A 13,817-nucleotide genomic window follows, 5' to 3' on the forward strand; every position below is an offset into this window, starting at 1 on the left:
CGGGACCGCGTATCGTCCCGTCGGTCGCGGGTGAGCTAGCCGTTCAGCGCGTAGAGCTCCGCGCGGTAGAGGAAGGCCCCGACCGCGTCACGGCGCGCGAGGTCCTCGGGACGGAACGCGACGCCGGCCGGGGTCGTCCACCCCCGCACGATTCCGAGGTCCTGGGCCAAGTCGATCGCCTCGGCATGCTCCGAGAAGTGCGGCGAGGACGCGTCGGCCGAGACGTCGATGGACTCGATCTGCGCGGGAAGAGCCGCCACCGACGCGGGCGCCGTGGTCGGCACGCCCGCCGATGCCGCCGTGGCTGCCCCCGTGGCAAGCAGCGCGCCGGCGCATGCGAGTGCGACCGGCCGAGCAAGCGACATGAATGAGGGCATCGCTTCTCCCAGGATGAAGACACGCCTCGGGGCGGTGGGTCACGTTCGAGGCGAGACTATCCGCTGGACTACCTGGGGCGACAGTGCCGCGAAGGCGCAATCCTGCACCAAGTAACCTATTCCACATCCGATTGAGTCGGCGTGGGACATCGGCCTAGAACATCACCGTCGCGAACTGTCCCACGCGCCGGAAGCCCACCGCCTCGTACGCGCGAATCGCGACCGGGTTGAAGTCGTTGACGTAGAGGCTCACGGTGGGAGCGAGCGACCCGCGAACGGCGTCCACGACCGCGCCGAGGCCCGCACGCGCGAGGCCCCTGCCGCGCACCGTCGGGTGCACCCACACCCCCTGGAGCTGCGCGACTCCCCCGCCCAGCGCACCGACCTCGGCCTTGAACACGACCTGGCGCTCGCCGTCCACCTCGCCGAACTGCACGAAGGACCGTCCCGCGCGCACGAGCGACCGCAGCCGCTCCTCGTAGCCGGCGCGGCCGTGACGCATCGGGTCGTAGCCCACCTCGCCAATGAACATGTGGACGCACGCGGGCAGCAGCCGGTCGTAATCGTCGAGTGTCGCACGGCGCACCGCCGCAAGCTCCAGTCCCGCGGCGCCGATTCCCGCGACCCGCACGGGCTCGGAGTCGATTGCCATCGACACCTGGCGTGCGCGCACCTCGCGCGCCGGCCCCCACCACGGCTCGACGCGGCCCCACAGGTCGAGCGTGGTCTGCGCGGGTCCCACGAGCGCGGCCGGCCTCGTCAGCCTCGCCACCGCCGCCGCGGCGACGTCCGCGCGCAGCGACTCGGCATCGTCCGATTCCTCGCCAGGCAACACCGCCGCCAGATTGGCGCCGTTCCACACGAGGCCCGCGAGGGCCGAATGCAGGCCCACGCGGCGCCGCACGGCCCACATCGCGGCGGGCATGACCCCGGACGCGCGGGCGATGTCGAGGTGCATCGCGGGCACCACGTTGGCCACCGGATCCGCGGCCGCGATCTCGATCGCGGCCGCCAGGTCACGCCGCTGCAGGGGCGCCAGCGTGTGCTGCGCGCGCCTCAGCAGCGAGTCGGTCATGACGCCGCGATCACCTGCGGGCTCGCGCCGTCGACCGGCTCCATCGTCTCGGCGAGCTTCATCGCCTCCTCGATGAGCGTCTCCACGATGTCCTTCTCGGGAACGGTCTTGATGACCTCACCCTTGACGAAGATCTGACCCTTGCCGTTGCCCGAGGCCACGCCAAGGTCCGCCTCGCGCGCCTCGCCCGGCCCGTTGACCACGCAACCCATGACCGCGACGCGCAGCGGCACCTCCATGCCCTCGAGTCCCGCGGTGACCTTCTCCGCGAGCTCGTAGACGTCCACCTGAGCGCGCCCGCACGACGGGCACGACACGATCTCGAGCTTGCGGGGGCGCAGGTTGAGCGACTGGAGGATCTGGATGCCCACCTTCACCTCCTCGACGGGAGGGGCGGAGAGGGACACGCGGATCGTGTCGCCGATGCCCTGGCTGAGGAGCGCACCGAACGCGGTGGCGGACTTGATGGTGCCCTGGAAGGCGGGGCCGGCCTCGGTCACTCCCAGGTGCAGCGGCCAGTCGCCGCGCTCCGACAGCATCTCGTAGGCGCGCACCATCACGACGGGGTCGTTGTGCTTGACCGAGATCTTGAAGTCGTGGAAGCCGTGCTCCTCGAACAGGCTCGCCTCCCACACCGCGGACTCGACGAGTGCCTCGGGGGTCGCCTTGCCGTACTTGGCGAGCAGCCGCGGGTCGAGCGAGCCGGCGTTGACGCCGATGCGGATCGACGTGCCGTGGTCCTTCGCGGCCTGCGCGATCTCCTTGACCTGGTCGTCGAACTTCTTGATGTTGCCCGGGTTGACGCGCACCGCGGCGCAGCCGGCCTCGATCGCGGCGAACACGTACTTGGGCTGGAAGTGGATGTCGGCGATCACGGGGATGTTGGACTTGCGCGCAATCGCCTCGAGCGCGTCGGCGTCGTCCTGCGTGGGACACGCGACGCGAACGATGTCGCAGCCCGACGCGGTGAGCTCCGCGATCTGCTGGAGCGTCGCGTTGACGTCGTGCGTCTTGGTGGTGCACATCGACTGCACGCTGATGGGCGCGTCTCCGCCCACGTACACGTCGCCCACCTTGATCTTGCGGGTCTTGCGTCGCGGGGACAGCACGGGCGCCGGCAGCGCGGGCATCCCCAATCCGATAGTCGTCACGGGTTCAGTATCTCCCAAGGTTGGTCGAGGTTGTCCGTCACACCACGGTCACGGGGGCGACGATGTCCGCATAGATGAGAATGACGCCCATGACGAGCAGGAGCGCGAAAACGCCGTACGCGAGGGGCATCATGCGGGCCACGTCGACCGGTGCGGGACGCGGCAACCCGCGCACCTTTGCGTAGCCGTTCTTGATCCCCTGCCACAGCGCGGAGGCGACGTGTCCGCCGTCGAGCGGCACGAGCGGAATCATGTTAAAGGCGAAGAGTGCGAGGTTGAGGCCTCCCAACAGCATGAGCATGTCGGCGACCTTCTCGGTGAGCCCGTAGCCGTCGACCTCCGCCGCCGAGATCTCGCCGGTGACGCGCGCCACGCCCACGATTCCCATGATCGACTCCTGCGAGCGCTCCTCGAGGCCCACGGCCGCACGGGCGACGTGATAGACGTGCTGGGGAAGCTCGACAATCACCTCGGCGGTGCGGCCCAGGACGTAGCCGGTCCACTCGACGCCCGCGCCGATGCCCTGGCGCTGCGTCTCGGCGGTGGGCGACACACCCAGGTAGCCGGCGGTCTCCGTCACCGGAGCGCCCGCGGCGTCCACGATCGGTGCGCCATTCTCGTCGTACGTCGCCCGCTCGCGCGGCACGGGTGTGACCGGCACCTCGACGGTGCCGCCCTCGCGCTCGACCGTGAGCAGCAGTTCCTCGCCCGGGCTCGCGGCGATCACGCCGGTGAGCTCGTCCCACGTCGACACCGGAGTGCCGTCGACCGCGGTCACCGTGTCGCCAGGCTCGAGACCCGCGAGCGAGGCGGGTGAGGCGGGATCGCCCGGCGCGCAGTCGATCGCGCCCGCCGCGGGCACGCACGCGGTCACGTTCGCGACCGTCAGGGTCGGGTGGCCCGGCGTGCCGACGAAGGAGAACACACCGGTGAAGAGCACGACGGCGATGATGAGGTTCACGACCGGTCCGCCGAGCATCACGATCGCCTTGCGCCACCAGGTGAGGCGGTAGAACGCGCGGTGGTCCTCCCCCGGCAGGATCTCATCCACCGACGCGGCACGCGTGTCCGCGATGAGGCGCGCGATGCGCCCGTTGCCGCGGACGGGCTTGACCGCGGCCTCGGGCGGGATCATCCCCACCAGCCGCACGTAGCCGCCCAAGGGGATGGCCTTGACGCCGTACTCGGTCTCCTTGCCGCGCCGCGACCACACGGTGGGCCCAAAGCCCACGAAGTACTCGCTCACGCGCACGCCGAACTTCTTCGCGGGGACCATGTGGCCCACCTCGTGGAGGGCGATCGAGATCAGCAGCCCCACGAGCAGCACGATCCATCCCACTACCTCAGCCATGTCTCCTACCCTCTCGCCGCCGCGATCGCGCGCGCCGCGCGTTCGCGTGCCCACGACTCCGCATGGTCGACCTCGTCGAGCGTCACCTCCGCCGGCGCGTCGTACGCCTCGACAACGCTCCGGACCGTGTCCACGATCCCGAGGAAGGGAAGATCGCCGTCGACGAAGGCCCTCACGCACTCCTCGTTGGCGGCGTTGTACACCGCGGGGTGCAGCGCGGAGGCCGCCACCGCGTCCCTCATGAGGCGAATCGCGGGGAAGGCGTCCTCGTCGAGCGGCTCGAAGGTCCACGCCTGTGCGTGGGTCCAGTCGAGTCGCGGAGCGACGTCCGGAAGGCGGTCGGGCCAGCTGAGCCCCAGCGCAATCGGCAGGCGCATGTCGGGCGGCGACGCCTGCGCGATGGTCGCGCCGTCGACGAACTCGACCATCGAGTGCACGATCGACTGCGGATGCACCACGACGTCGATCCTGTCCATCGGGATGTCGAAGAGGAGGTGTGCCTCGGCGACCTCGAGCGCCTTGTTCACCATCGACGCGGAGTTGATCGTCACGACGGGGCCCATGTCCCAGTTCGGATGAGCGAGGGCATCGGCCGGGGAGACCGCCGCGAGCGAGGCGCGAGATCGGCCGCGGAAGGCGCCTCCCGAGGCGGTCACCACGAGGCATCGCACCTCGCTGTGGGCGCCCGAGCGCAGTGACTGAGCGAGTGCCGAATGCTCCGAGTCGACGGGCACGATCTGATCCTCGCGCTGCCTGGCCGCGAGCACGAGGGCTCCGCCGGCCACGAGCGACTCCTTATTGGCGAGCGCGAGCGTCGAGCCCGACTCGAGAGCCGCGAGCGTGGGCCGCAGGCCCACGGATCCCGTCATCCCGTTGAGCACGACGTCTGCTCCCCTGCGCGCGGCCTCGACCACGGCATCGGCGCCACCGGCGACCTCGACCCCGGGCAGTGCGGCGGCAATCTCCGCGACCGCTGACTCGCGCGCGACGGCCAGGTAGGAGGGACGATGCTCCCGCGCCTGGGCGATGATGGCCGCCGGGTCGGCTCCGCCCGCGGCGAGGGCGACCACGTCGAACGCGTCGTGGTGGCGCGCGATGACGTCGAGCGCCTGAGTCCCGATGGACCCGGTCGACCCGAGCAGCGCGACGGTGCGGGTCATCCCTCGGAGACGCCGAGCAGGATGTCGACCATGCGCGCGAGGAACGCGTCGACCGTGCCCTCGTCGTACGCGCGAGCACCGCGCGCGGCGCGGAACGTCGAGGCGCGCACCTCGTCGGCGGTCAGCGGCGCGCCCCGGTCGAAGAAGGCGGTCACGCGCGCGAGGAACTCGTCGACATCGCTCGCGCGGTAGCCGCGCCCGAGCCGTGCGGGGTGAGCGAACCGCTCTCCCGCCGGCCGGCGCAGTCGCGGATAGAGCGTCTGAGCGCGCTGGGCGAGGTCCTGCATCCACGCGTCCTGTCCGTTGCGGCGCACGAAGGCCTCGCGCTGGCGGCCCACGAAGGCCACCTCGAGGCGATCCAGCGCCGCGTCGACGGCCGTGGTCTCGTAGCCGCCGTGCTTGAGGTCGAACGCGGTCCGGCGGACGTCGAGGGGCTCGAGCTCCGTCGGGGCCTGACCGGGCCGCTCGTAGACCGACCTCGCGGTGTCGAAGAACGCCTCGACCTGCGCGGGGTGATAGCCGAGACGCAGGGCATTCACCTTGGGGAACAGGACGGTCATCATCTCTCCTTGATCGCCAGCTGGCCGCATGCGCCGTCGATATCGCTGCCTCGAGTATCCCTGATGGTGGTCGGAATTCCGTGCATCCTGAGGATGCGAACGAACTCCTGCTCGACCTTGGGGTCCGAGGCGGTCCACTTCGAGCCGGGGGTGGGGTTGAGCGGAATCGGGTTGACGTGCACCCAGCCGTCGCCGCGTGCCGTGAGCTTCTGGGCGAGCAGCTCAGCGCGGTGCGCGTGGTCGTTGATGTCCCTGATGAGCGCGTACTCGATGCTCACGCGGCGGCCCGTCGCGTCGAAATAGCGTCGCGCGGCGTCGAGCGCCTCATCGACCTTCCACCGCGCGTTGATGGGCACGAGCGTGTCGCGGAGCTCATCGTCGGGGGCGTGCAGGCTGAGCGCAAGCGTGACGGGGATGCCCTCGCTCGCGAGGCGATCGATGCCGGTGACGAGGCCCACGGTCGACACGGTGACGTGGCGCGCCGACAACCCGAAGCCCTCGGGCGCGGGGCTCGTCAGCGCGCGCACGGCGGTGATCACGGCCGCGTAGTTGGCCAACGGCTCGCCCATCCCCATGAACACCACGTTCGACAGCCGCACGGGGTCGCCGCCCAACTCCCCGTCGCGCGCGGCACGCGCGGCGAGCCGCACCTGCTCGACGATCTCCGCGGCGGACAGGTTGCGCGTGAGCCCCATCTGTCCCGTCGCGCAGAACGGGCAGGCCATGCCGCAGCCTGCCTGGCTCGTCACGCACAGCGTGGCACGCTCGGGGTACTTCATCAGCACGGACTCGACCTTGGCGTGATCGATGAGGTTCCACAGCGTCTTCACCGTCTCGCCGTCGTCCGCCGTGAGCGACGTGACCTTGGTGAGCAGGGGCGGGAACAGCTCCGCGACCAGATCCTCGCGCGCGGAGGCGGGAAGGTCGGTCATGTCCTCGGCGTCGACCGTGAGGTGGTCGTAGTAGTGCGTCGCGAGCTGCTTGGCCCTGAACTTGGGCTGGCCGAGCTGCTGCAGCGCATCGACGCGCTCGACGGCGTCGAGGTCCGCGAAGTGGCGCGGCGGCTTGCCGCGCCGGGGCGCAAGCATGGGAAGAGTGGGATGCGAGGTCATGAGGTCCCCAGAAGTAGAGCGAAGATGAGATAGGCGACCGCCGCGGCGGGCAGCATCGAGTCGAGGCGGTCCAGCACGCCGCCGTGGCCAGGGATCGCGCTCGACATGTCCTTCACAGAGATGTCGCGCTTGAGCGCCGACTCCGCGAGGTCGCCAAGCACTGCGGCGACGACAGCGCCGAGTCCCACCGCCGTGCCGATCCACCAGCGGCCGTCGAGGAGGGCGAAGGCCGCGACCGTCGCTGCCGCGACGCCGAACGCCGCGCCGCCGATCGCGCCCTCCCACGTCTTCTTGGGACTCACGCGCGGCGCGAGCTTGCGCCGCCCGAAGAGCATGCCCGTGAAGAGCGCCATGGTGTCGTTGAGAATCACGGCGAGGATCAGGATCACGACGCGCTTCCAGCCCTCGTCCGCGAGCTCGAGGAGAAGCATGAACGATGCCAGGAACGGGATCCAGGTGAGAGTGAGGATGCCCACGAGAGAGTCCGCGAGGGTGTTCTCGATGCGGTCGTCGACGATCCTCCACGCGACCACGCCCGCGCTGGCGACGAGCAACGCGACGACGAGCCCCTCTCCCCCGCCGTACCAGGTGGCCACTCCCATGCCGACCGTGGCCATGATGACGGGGGCGATCGACACGTGCATGCCGTGCCGCGCGAGCGCGGCGCGCCACTCGATCACGGCCGCGATGCAGAACGCATAGATGGTCACCGCGAAGACCAGCGGGTTCCACCAGGCCGCGACGAGCGCGCCGATGGCCAGGACGATGCCGACGGCGGACGCGAGCCACAGGTTGCGCCCCGCGCGGCGCGGGGTCGCGACGGGCATCGCACCCGAGAGGGGGACCGCCACGTCGACCGGGTCCACGACATCGTCCTCGCCCGCGCGACGCGTCACCAGCGCGGACTCCGCGGCGGCCACGGCTTCGGACACCTCGGGGGCCGCGTAGGCCACCGGCGCGGTCGCGGCGGGATGCTCGATCGCGGCGTCGGCCGGACCGGGAAGCTCACGATCGCCCTCGGGGTGGCCCGCGGGCCACGGCGATGCGTCGCGCACGCCCGGCTCGGCGCCGCTCACGGGCACGAACGTCGCGCCGGGCGTCGGGGCCGGCTCCGGCCCGGTCGAGGTGTCGAGGTCCGCGTCGCGGCGACGCCCCCACCTCATGAGACGCCCTGTCGCGCGGTCGCGTCAGGCATCAGACTGCGAGGAGCTCGCTCTCCTTGTGCGCAAGGAGCGCGTCGATCGCGTCGACGTGCTTCTTGGTCAGGGCGTCGAGCTCCTTCTCCGCGCGCGAACCCTCGTCCTCGCCGAACTCGCCGTCCTTGACGCCAGCATCGATGAGGTCCTTGGCCTTGCGGCGCATGTTGCGTACCGTGACCTTGGCCTCCTCGGCCTTGGTGCGGGCGAGCTTCACGTAGTCGCGGCGGCGCTCCTCCGTAAGCTGCGGAAGGATGATGCGCAGCACCTGGCCGTCGTCGGACGGGTTCACCCCCAGGTCCGAGTTCCGCAGCGCGGTCTCGATCTCCTTCTTGGCGCTCGCGTCGTACGGCGCGATGACGACGGAGCGGGCCTCGGTGACGTTGATTGCGGCGAGCTGCTGCAACGGCGTCGGGGCACCGTAGTAGTCGACGGCGATGTTCGCGAACATCGCTGCAGACGCCTGGCCCGTGCGGATGCCGGCGAAGTTGTCCTTGGCCACCGCGACGGCCTTGTCCATGTTCTCCTCGGCCTCGAGGAGGATCATCTCAGTCACGCTTGTCTCCTTCTGAGGTGCGGCGTCAGGCCGTCACCAGGGTTCCGATTGTCTCACCGAGCAGGGCACGGGTCACATTTCCAGGCTCGTCGAGTCCGAAGACGCGCATGGGCATGCGGTTCTCCATCGCGAGAGAGAAGGCCGCGGCGTCCATCACCGCGAGCTGTCGCTGCAGCGCCTCGGTGTACGTGACGCTCTCGAGGCGCTCCGCCGAGGGGTCCTTGCGCGGGTCAGCGGTGTAGACCGCGTCGACGCCGTTCTTGCCCATGAGGACCTCGGAGCAGCGCGTCTCGAGGGCGCGCTGGAGCGAGACGGTGTCCGTCGAGAAGTAGGGCATGCCCGCTCCTGCGCCGAAGATGACGACGCGGCCCTTCTCCATGTGGCGGATCGCGCGCAGCGGGATGTACGCCTCGGCAACCTGTCCCATCGAGATCGCGGTCTGCACGCGCGTCGCCACGCCCGCCTGCTCCAGGAAGTCCTGCAGCGCGAGAGCGTTCATGACCGTGCCGAGCATGCCCATGTAGTCAGCGCGCGCCCGCTCCATGCCGCTCTGGCTCAGCTCCGCTCCCCGGAAAAAGTTGCCGCCGCCCACGACGATCGCGACCTGCACGCCCTCGCGGACGGCATCGGCGATCTCGCCCGCGACGCGGCGCACCACTCCAGGGTCAAGACCAATCTGTCCCCCGCCGAACATCTCGCCGGAGAGCTTGAGAAGCACGCGGCGCGCCGCCGGGGCCTCCCTGCCCGGGATCAGATCGCTGGTCTCGGACACGGATGGACCTCCTGACGGCGCGCCGCGCCTTGCTCGATATGGGTCGGTGGGGTTGAGGCTTAGGCTCCCACACGGAAGCGGGCGAAGGAAACAACCTCGCCGCCCGCGTTCTCGACAACCTTGCCGACCGTGGTCTTCGGGTCCTTCGCGAAGGCCTGCTCGACCAGCACGTTCTCCTTGAAGAAGCCCGTGAGGCGACCCTCGACGATCTTCGGAAGCGCGGCCTCGGGCTTGCCCTCACCCTTCGCGGTCTCCTCGGCGACGCGGCGCTCGTTGGCGACGGTCTCCTCGGGGACGTCCTCGCGCACCAGGAAGGTGGGCGAGTACGCGGCGATGTGCATCGCGATGTCGCGTGCGACCTCGCCCGCCTTGGCGTCCGTACCCACCAGGACGCCCACCTGCGCGGGAAGGTCCTTGTTGGTGCGGTGGAGGTACTCGGTCACGACCGGGGCCTCGACGCGGGCCACGCGGCGCAGGACGATCTTCTCGCCCAGCACGCCCGCGTTCTCGTCGATGACGTCCTTGACGGTCTTGCCGTCGAGGGGGCCGCGAGGGCCTCCTCGGCGTTCGCGGCACCCGCCGCGACAACCGCCGCGAGGACCTGCTCCGCAAGGGTGATGAACTTCTCGTTCTTCGCCACGAAGTCGGTCTCGGAGTTGAGCTCGATGAGCGTGCCCACCTGAGCGCCGTCGGCGCCCTCGATCGAGGTGATGACCAGGCCCTCGGAGGCCGAGCGGCCCTCGCGCTTGGTCACGCCCTTGAGTCCCTTGACACGCAGGATGTCGACGGCCTTGTCCAGGTCGCCGTCCGCCTCATCGAGGGCCTTCTTGACGTCGAGCATGCCGGCGCCGGTGCGCTCGCGGAGCGCCTGAATGTCGGCAACGGTGTAGTTCGCCATGTGATGCGTCCTTACTTCTCGTCGGTGGCGGCCTCGGGCGCCTCGGCGACCTCGGCGGCGGGGGTGGTCTCGGCAGCCTCGACCTCGGCGGCCGGGGCCTCCTCGGCGGGTGCCTCAACCGCGGCGGGCGCCTCGGTGGCGGCCTCGGCGGCGGGTGCCTCGTCGGCCTTGGCGCCGTCGAGCAGCTCCTGCTCCCACTCGGCGAGGGGCTCCTCGCCCGCGGGGGCCTCGGCGCCGGCGGAGGCGCCGGCGTGGCGCAGGCGGATGCCCTCGGCCACGGCGTCGGCGATCACGCGGGTGAGCAGGCCCACCGAGCGGATCGCGTCGTCGTTGCCCGGGATGCCGTACGAGACGGAGTCGGGGTCGCAGTTCGAGTCGAGGATGCCGACGACGGGGATGCCGAGCTTGCGCGCCTCATCGACCGCGAGGTGCTCCTTGTTGGTGTCGACGATCCACACGACGGAGGGAACCTTCGCCATGTCGCGGATGCCGCCCAGCGTCTTGTCGAGCTTCTCCTTCTCGCGGCGCATGCCGAGGAGCTCCTTCTTGGTGCGTCCCGAACCGGCGACGTCGTCGAAGTCGATGAGCTCGAGCTCCTTGAGGCGCGAGACGCGCTTGCTCACGGTCTGGAAGTTGGTGAGCATGCCGCCCAGCCAACGCTCGTTGACGTAGGGCATGCCCACGCGCTTGGCCTGCTCGGCGACCTGCTCCTGCGCCTGGCGCTTGGTGCCCACGAAGAGCACGGTGCCGCCGTGCGCGACGGTGTCGCGGACGAACTCGTACGCGGCGTCGATCTTCGACAGCGACTGCTGGAGATCGATGATGTAGATGCCGTTGCGCTCGGTGAAGATAAAGCGCTTCATCTTGGGGTTCCAGCGGCTGGTCTGGTGTCCAAAGTGGACACCCGAGTCGAGCAGCTGGCGCATGGTCACGACGGCCATGGCTGGTCCTGTTCCGGACGCGCGCACGCGCGGTCCTTGAGTTGTCGGGCGCACGCGCCCGTGTTCGGTTGACGATGCGTGCCAGGCGGCTCACATCCCTGGCGCCATCGCGGTCGGGCACCGATTGCTCGGACCTCGCCCTCCCGGCGCTTCCCCCATGGGAAGCGAATGACGCGCGACGTCATCCGGGCATGCCGGATGCGGGACTTAGCGTACCCGAGCGGGGGCCGCGGAGCGAATCGGCCGATGTCCCCGGCCCCGACGCCCGGAGTGGCTCTCCACGAGGCGCGGCGGCGTGCTGGCCCGATTGGCCCGGCGACGCGCACGCTCGAGCCATGACACCGCTCTCCCGCCGCGCGGCTCTTGCCCTGGCCCTCGCGGGGACGATGCTCGCGTGGGCGGTCGCGTCGCCTCACCCGAGCGCGGCATCGGCCCCTCCCTCACCGGGCCTCCTCGCCCCGCCCGTCAGCCCCGTCCATGCGCTCGCGCTGTTCGATCCTCCCCCGGCGCCGTGGGCGGCGGGCCATCGCGGGATCGACCTCGCCGCGGCGCCCGGAGGGAGGTGCGCGCGCCTGCCGACGGCGTGGTCGCCTTCGCCGGTCGCGTGGTGGACAGGGGCGTGCTCACGATCGACCACGGTGCGGGGGTCGTGACGTCGTTCGAGCCCGTGATGGCGGCGGTCACGGTGGGCACTCGCGTGGCGCGCGGAGACGTGGTCGCGACGCTCGGTCCGGAGCAGGGACATTGCGCACCCACGCCGTGCCTGCACTGGGGCGTGCGGGTCGACGGCGAATACGCGGACCCGCTCGACCTGCTCGCGGGGTTCGGGCCGGTGGCCCTGCTCCCGCTGGCGGATCAGACGAAGGCGCCCGTGCGCACGAGCGACTCCCTCAGCTTCTTCACTGCCCCGGAGTGAATCTGTGACACGCGCGACTCGGTCACCCCCAGGATCTCGCCGATCTGCGCGAGGGTCAGGCTCTCGTAGTAGTAGAGGCGCAGCACCTCCTGCTCGCGGTCCCGCACACCCTGGACGGCGGCGGCCAGCAGGGCCGAGGCCTCGCGCGCCTCGAGCCTGGCCGAGGCGAGGGCAAACGCGGGTGAGCCGAGCGTAGGGATGGGCTGCGTGTCGGGCTCGCTCGGCATGCCGTCGAGCGCGGCGACGTGGGACAACGCGACCTGCGCGCGCACCGTGCGGACCTCGGCGGTCGCCCATCCGATATGCGCGGCGACGTCCTCGTCCGACACCGGACGCATGAGCTGCTGCTCGAGCTCGCGGGTCGCCTGCTCGAGGGCGCGTGCCTTGGACCGCACCGACCTCGGCACCCAGTCCGCCGCGCGCAGCTCGTCGATGATCGCACCACGGATGCGGGTTCCCGCATAGGTCTCGAACTTGTAGCCGCGGCTCGGCTCGAACTTCTCGACCGCGTCGATGAGGCCGAACATGCCGTACGACACGAGGTCCGCGAGCTCAACCGTGTCCGGCAGCTTCGCGATCACCCGCGTCGCGACCTGGGACACCAGCGGCGCGTAATGCGTGATGAGCGCGTCGCGCGCCGCGGCCCTCGCCGCGCCGCCCGCCGCGAGATCTGACCACCAGGCGGAGGTGTCGACACCACGGACGCCGACGGCGCCCTCGGGTTCGACTTCGGACAACATCGCGTTGAGCTCGGACATGGGCGTCTCCCTCTAGGCGCGCGGGTGGGCGAGGTGGTAGGCGGCGCGAAGCCGCTCGGCGGACACGTGGGTATAGCGCTGGGTAGTGGCGAGGCTCGCGTGACCCAGCACCTCTTGGACGCTGCGCAGGTCCGATCCGCCGGTGAGCAGGTGCGTGGCCGCGGTGTGGCGCAGAGCGTGCGGTGCGACCTCGTCGACCCCTGCGAGACCGCACAACTCGTGGACGGCGGCGCGCACCTGGCGCTGGTCCGCCCGCTGGCCGCGCCGGCCGAGGAACAGGGCCCCGTCCGTCGCCGGACCGAGCAGCTGAGGCCTGCCCCTGTCGATCCACGCCGACAGCGCGTGGGCCGCCGGGATGCCGAACGGCACCACGCGCTCCTTGTCGCCCTTGCCGGTGACGCGAACCAGGCGGCCATCGAGGTCGAGGTCGCGCAGGTCGACTCCGGCGAGCTCGCCCACCCGCATCCCCGTGGCGTACAGCATCTCCACCGCGGCCCAGTCGCGCAGGTGCAGCGGGTCGCCATCGTCAGCGCGGGTCCGCGCCACGTCGAGCAGCGTCACGACATCCGCGTGGGACAGCACCGTTGGCAACACCGAGGCGGGCCGGGCGGACGCGAGCCGGAGCGCGGGGTTGGGCAAGATGCGCTCGGTGTCGGCCGCCCACGCGTAGAAGGCACGGGCGGCGGCTCCGCGCCGCGCGAGCGTCGTGCGGCTGAGGCCGTCGCCGTCCATGGCCGCGAGCCAATTACGCAGCGCTCCCAGGGTGCACGTGCGCAGGCTCGCGTCGGTGTCGATGGCGGCGTCGATGGGTGCATCAACGGCGGCGTCGGCGCCACCCCGGTGAGTGGCGAGGTGAGCCACGAGGTGAGTCAGGTCTCCCCGGTACGCGCGCACTGTATTGCCCGAGAGCCCGCGCTCGTGGCGCAGGAACCTCTCGAAGGCGCCGAGCAGTTCGCTCGCGGCGGCGTCCGTGGTGGCCATGGCGAAACCATGG

General features: G+C 70.7%; 14 protein-coding genes and 1 pseudogene. 1 reads left to right on the forward strand and 14 read right to left on the reverse strand.

The genetic code is table 11. The features are described 5' to 3' along the window. Positions 1 to 35 precede the first annotated feature (35 nt). The 12 genes and pseudogenes from QUE44_RS05865 to rpsB all read right to left on the reverse strand — a co-directional run bounded on the left by QUE44_RS05865 (position 36) and on the right by rpsB (position 11,149). Positions 36 to 377 carry a hypothetical protein gene (locus QUE44_RS05865; protein WP_286216404.1) on the reverse strand — a complete coding sequence of 114 codons (342 nt, stop codon included), beginning with the start codon at positions 375 to 377 and terminating at the stop codon, positions 36 to 38. A gap of 154 nt (positions 378 to 531) precedes the next feature. Further along, positions 532 to 1,452, reverse strand: a complete 921-nt coding sequence (locus QUE44_RS05870; RefSeq protein WP_286216406.1) for a GNAT family N-acetyltransferase — start codon at positions 1,450 to 1,452, stop codon at positions 532 to 534. Further along, positions 1,449 to 2,603: a flavodoxin-dependent (E)-4-hydroxy-3-methylbut-2-enyl-diphosphate synthase gene (ispG, locus tag QUE44_RS05875; RefSeq protein ID WP_286216408.1), complete on the reverse strand. Its 1,155-nt coding sequence runs from the start codon at positions 2,601 to 2,603 to the stop codon at positions 1,449 to 1,451. Before ispG ends, QUE44_RS05870 begins: the two co-directional genes overlap by 4 nt. A 37-nt stretch (positions 2,604 to 2,640) precedes the next feature. Further along, positions 2,641 to 3,954 (reverse strand): M50 family metallopeptidase, encoded by a 1,314-nt coding sequence (locus QUE44_RS05880; protein ID WP_286216409.1) that lies wholly within the window; start codon positions 3,952 to 3,954, stop codon positions 2,641 to 2,643. Positions 3,955 to 3,959: 5 nt separating this feature from the next. Continuing rightward, positions 3,960 to 5,114 carry a 1-deoxy-D-xylulose-5-phosphate reductoisomerase gene (gene dxr / locus QUE44_RS05885; protein ID WP_286216411.1) on the reverse strand — a complete coding sequence of 385 codons (1,155 nt, stop codon included), beginning with the start codon at positions 5,112 to 5,114 and terminating at the stop codon, positions 3,960 to 3,962. Then, entirely contained in the window at positions 5,111 to 5,674 is a 564-nt protein-coding gene (locus QUE44_RS05890) for a DivIVA domain-containing protein (RefSeq protein ID WP_286216412.1), read from the reverse strand. The genes dxr and QUE44_RS05890 overlap by 4 nt, the downstream gene beginning before the upstream one ends. Beyond that, positions 5,674 to 6,786 carry a dual-specificity RNA methyltransferase RlmN gene (gene rlmN / locus QUE44_RS05895; RefSeq protein ID WP_486304398.1) on the reverse strand — a complete coding sequence of 371 codons (1,113 nt, stop codon included), beginning with the start codon at positions 6,784 to 6,786 and terminating at the stop codon, positions 5,674 to 5,676. Before rlmN ends, QUE44_RS05890 begins: the two co-directional genes overlap by 1 nt. After that, on the reverse strand, positions 6,783 to 7,949 hold the full coding sequence (locus QUE44_RS05900; RefSeq protein WP_286216414.1) for a phosphatidate cytidylyltransferase: 1,167 nt from the start codon (positions 7,947 to 7,949) through the stop codon (positions 6,783 to 6,785). Before QUE44_RS05900 ends, rlmN begins: the two co-directional genes overlap by 4 nt. Before the next feature lie 31 nt (positions 7,950 to 7,980). After that, complete coding sequence (gene frr, locus QUE44_RS05905) at positions 7,981 to 8,538, reverse strand: ribosome recycling factor (protein WP_286216415.1); 558 nt, start codon at positions 8,536 to 8,538, stop codon at positions 7,981 to 7,983. A gap of 25 nt (positions 8,539 to 8,563) precedes the next feature. After that, on the reverse strand, positions 8,564 to 9,310 hold the full coding sequence (gene pyrH / locus QUE44_RS05910; RefSeq protein ID WP_286216416.1) for a UMP kinase: 747 nt from the start codon (positions 9,308 to 9,310) through the stop codon (positions 8,564 to 8,566). A gap of 59 nt (positions 9,311 to 9,369) precedes the next feature. Further along, positions 9,370 to 10,208 (reverse strand): annotated as a pseudogene (tsf, locus tag QUE44_RS05915) (translation elongation factor Ts). Positions 10,209 to 10,219: 11 nt separating this feature from the next. Then, positions 10,220 to 11,149 carry a 30S ribosomal protein S2 gene (gene rpsB / locus QUE44_RS05920; RefSeq protein WP_286216417.1) on the reverse strand — a complete coding sequence of 310 codons (930 nt, stop codon included), beginning with the start codon at positions 11,147 to 11,149 and terminating at the stop codon, positions 10,220 to 10,222. A 562-nt stretch (positions 11,150 to 11,711) separates the two neighbouring features. Here rpsB and QUE44_RS05925 point away from each other — a divergent pair. Further along, positions 11,712 to 12,065: a M23 family metallopeptidase gene (locus QUE44_RS05925; RefSeq protein ID WP_286216418.1), complete on the forward strand. Its 354-nt coding sequence runs from the start codon at positions 11,712 to 11,714 to the stop codon at positions 12,063 to 12,065. On the opposite strand, the gene QUE44_RS05930 is transcribed toward QUE44_RS05925, so the two are convergent. Then, complete coding sequence (locus QUE44_RS05930) at positions 12,005 to 12,823, reverse strand: FliA/WhiG family RNA polymerase sigma factor (RefSeq protein WP_286216419.1); 819 nt, start codon at positions 12,821 to 12,823, stop codon at positions 12,005 to 12,007. The genes QUE44_RS05925 and QUE44_RS05930 overlap by 61 nt on opposite strands. Before the next feature lie 12 nt (positions 12,824 to 12,835). Beyond that, positions 12,836 to 13,804 (reverse strand): tyrosine-type recombinase/integrase, encoded by a 969-nt coding sequence (locus tag QUE44_RS05935; protein ID WP_286216422.1) that lies wholly within the window; start codon positions 13,802 to 13,804, stop codon positions 12,836 to 12,838. Between the last annotated feature and the right edge of the window lie 13 nt (positions 13,805 to 13,817).

The sequence above is a fragment of the Demequina sediminis genome (assembly GCF_030296675.1).
Classification (GTDB): Bacteria; Actinomycetota; Actinomycetes; order Actinomycetales; family Demequinaceae; genus Demequina; species Demequina sediminis.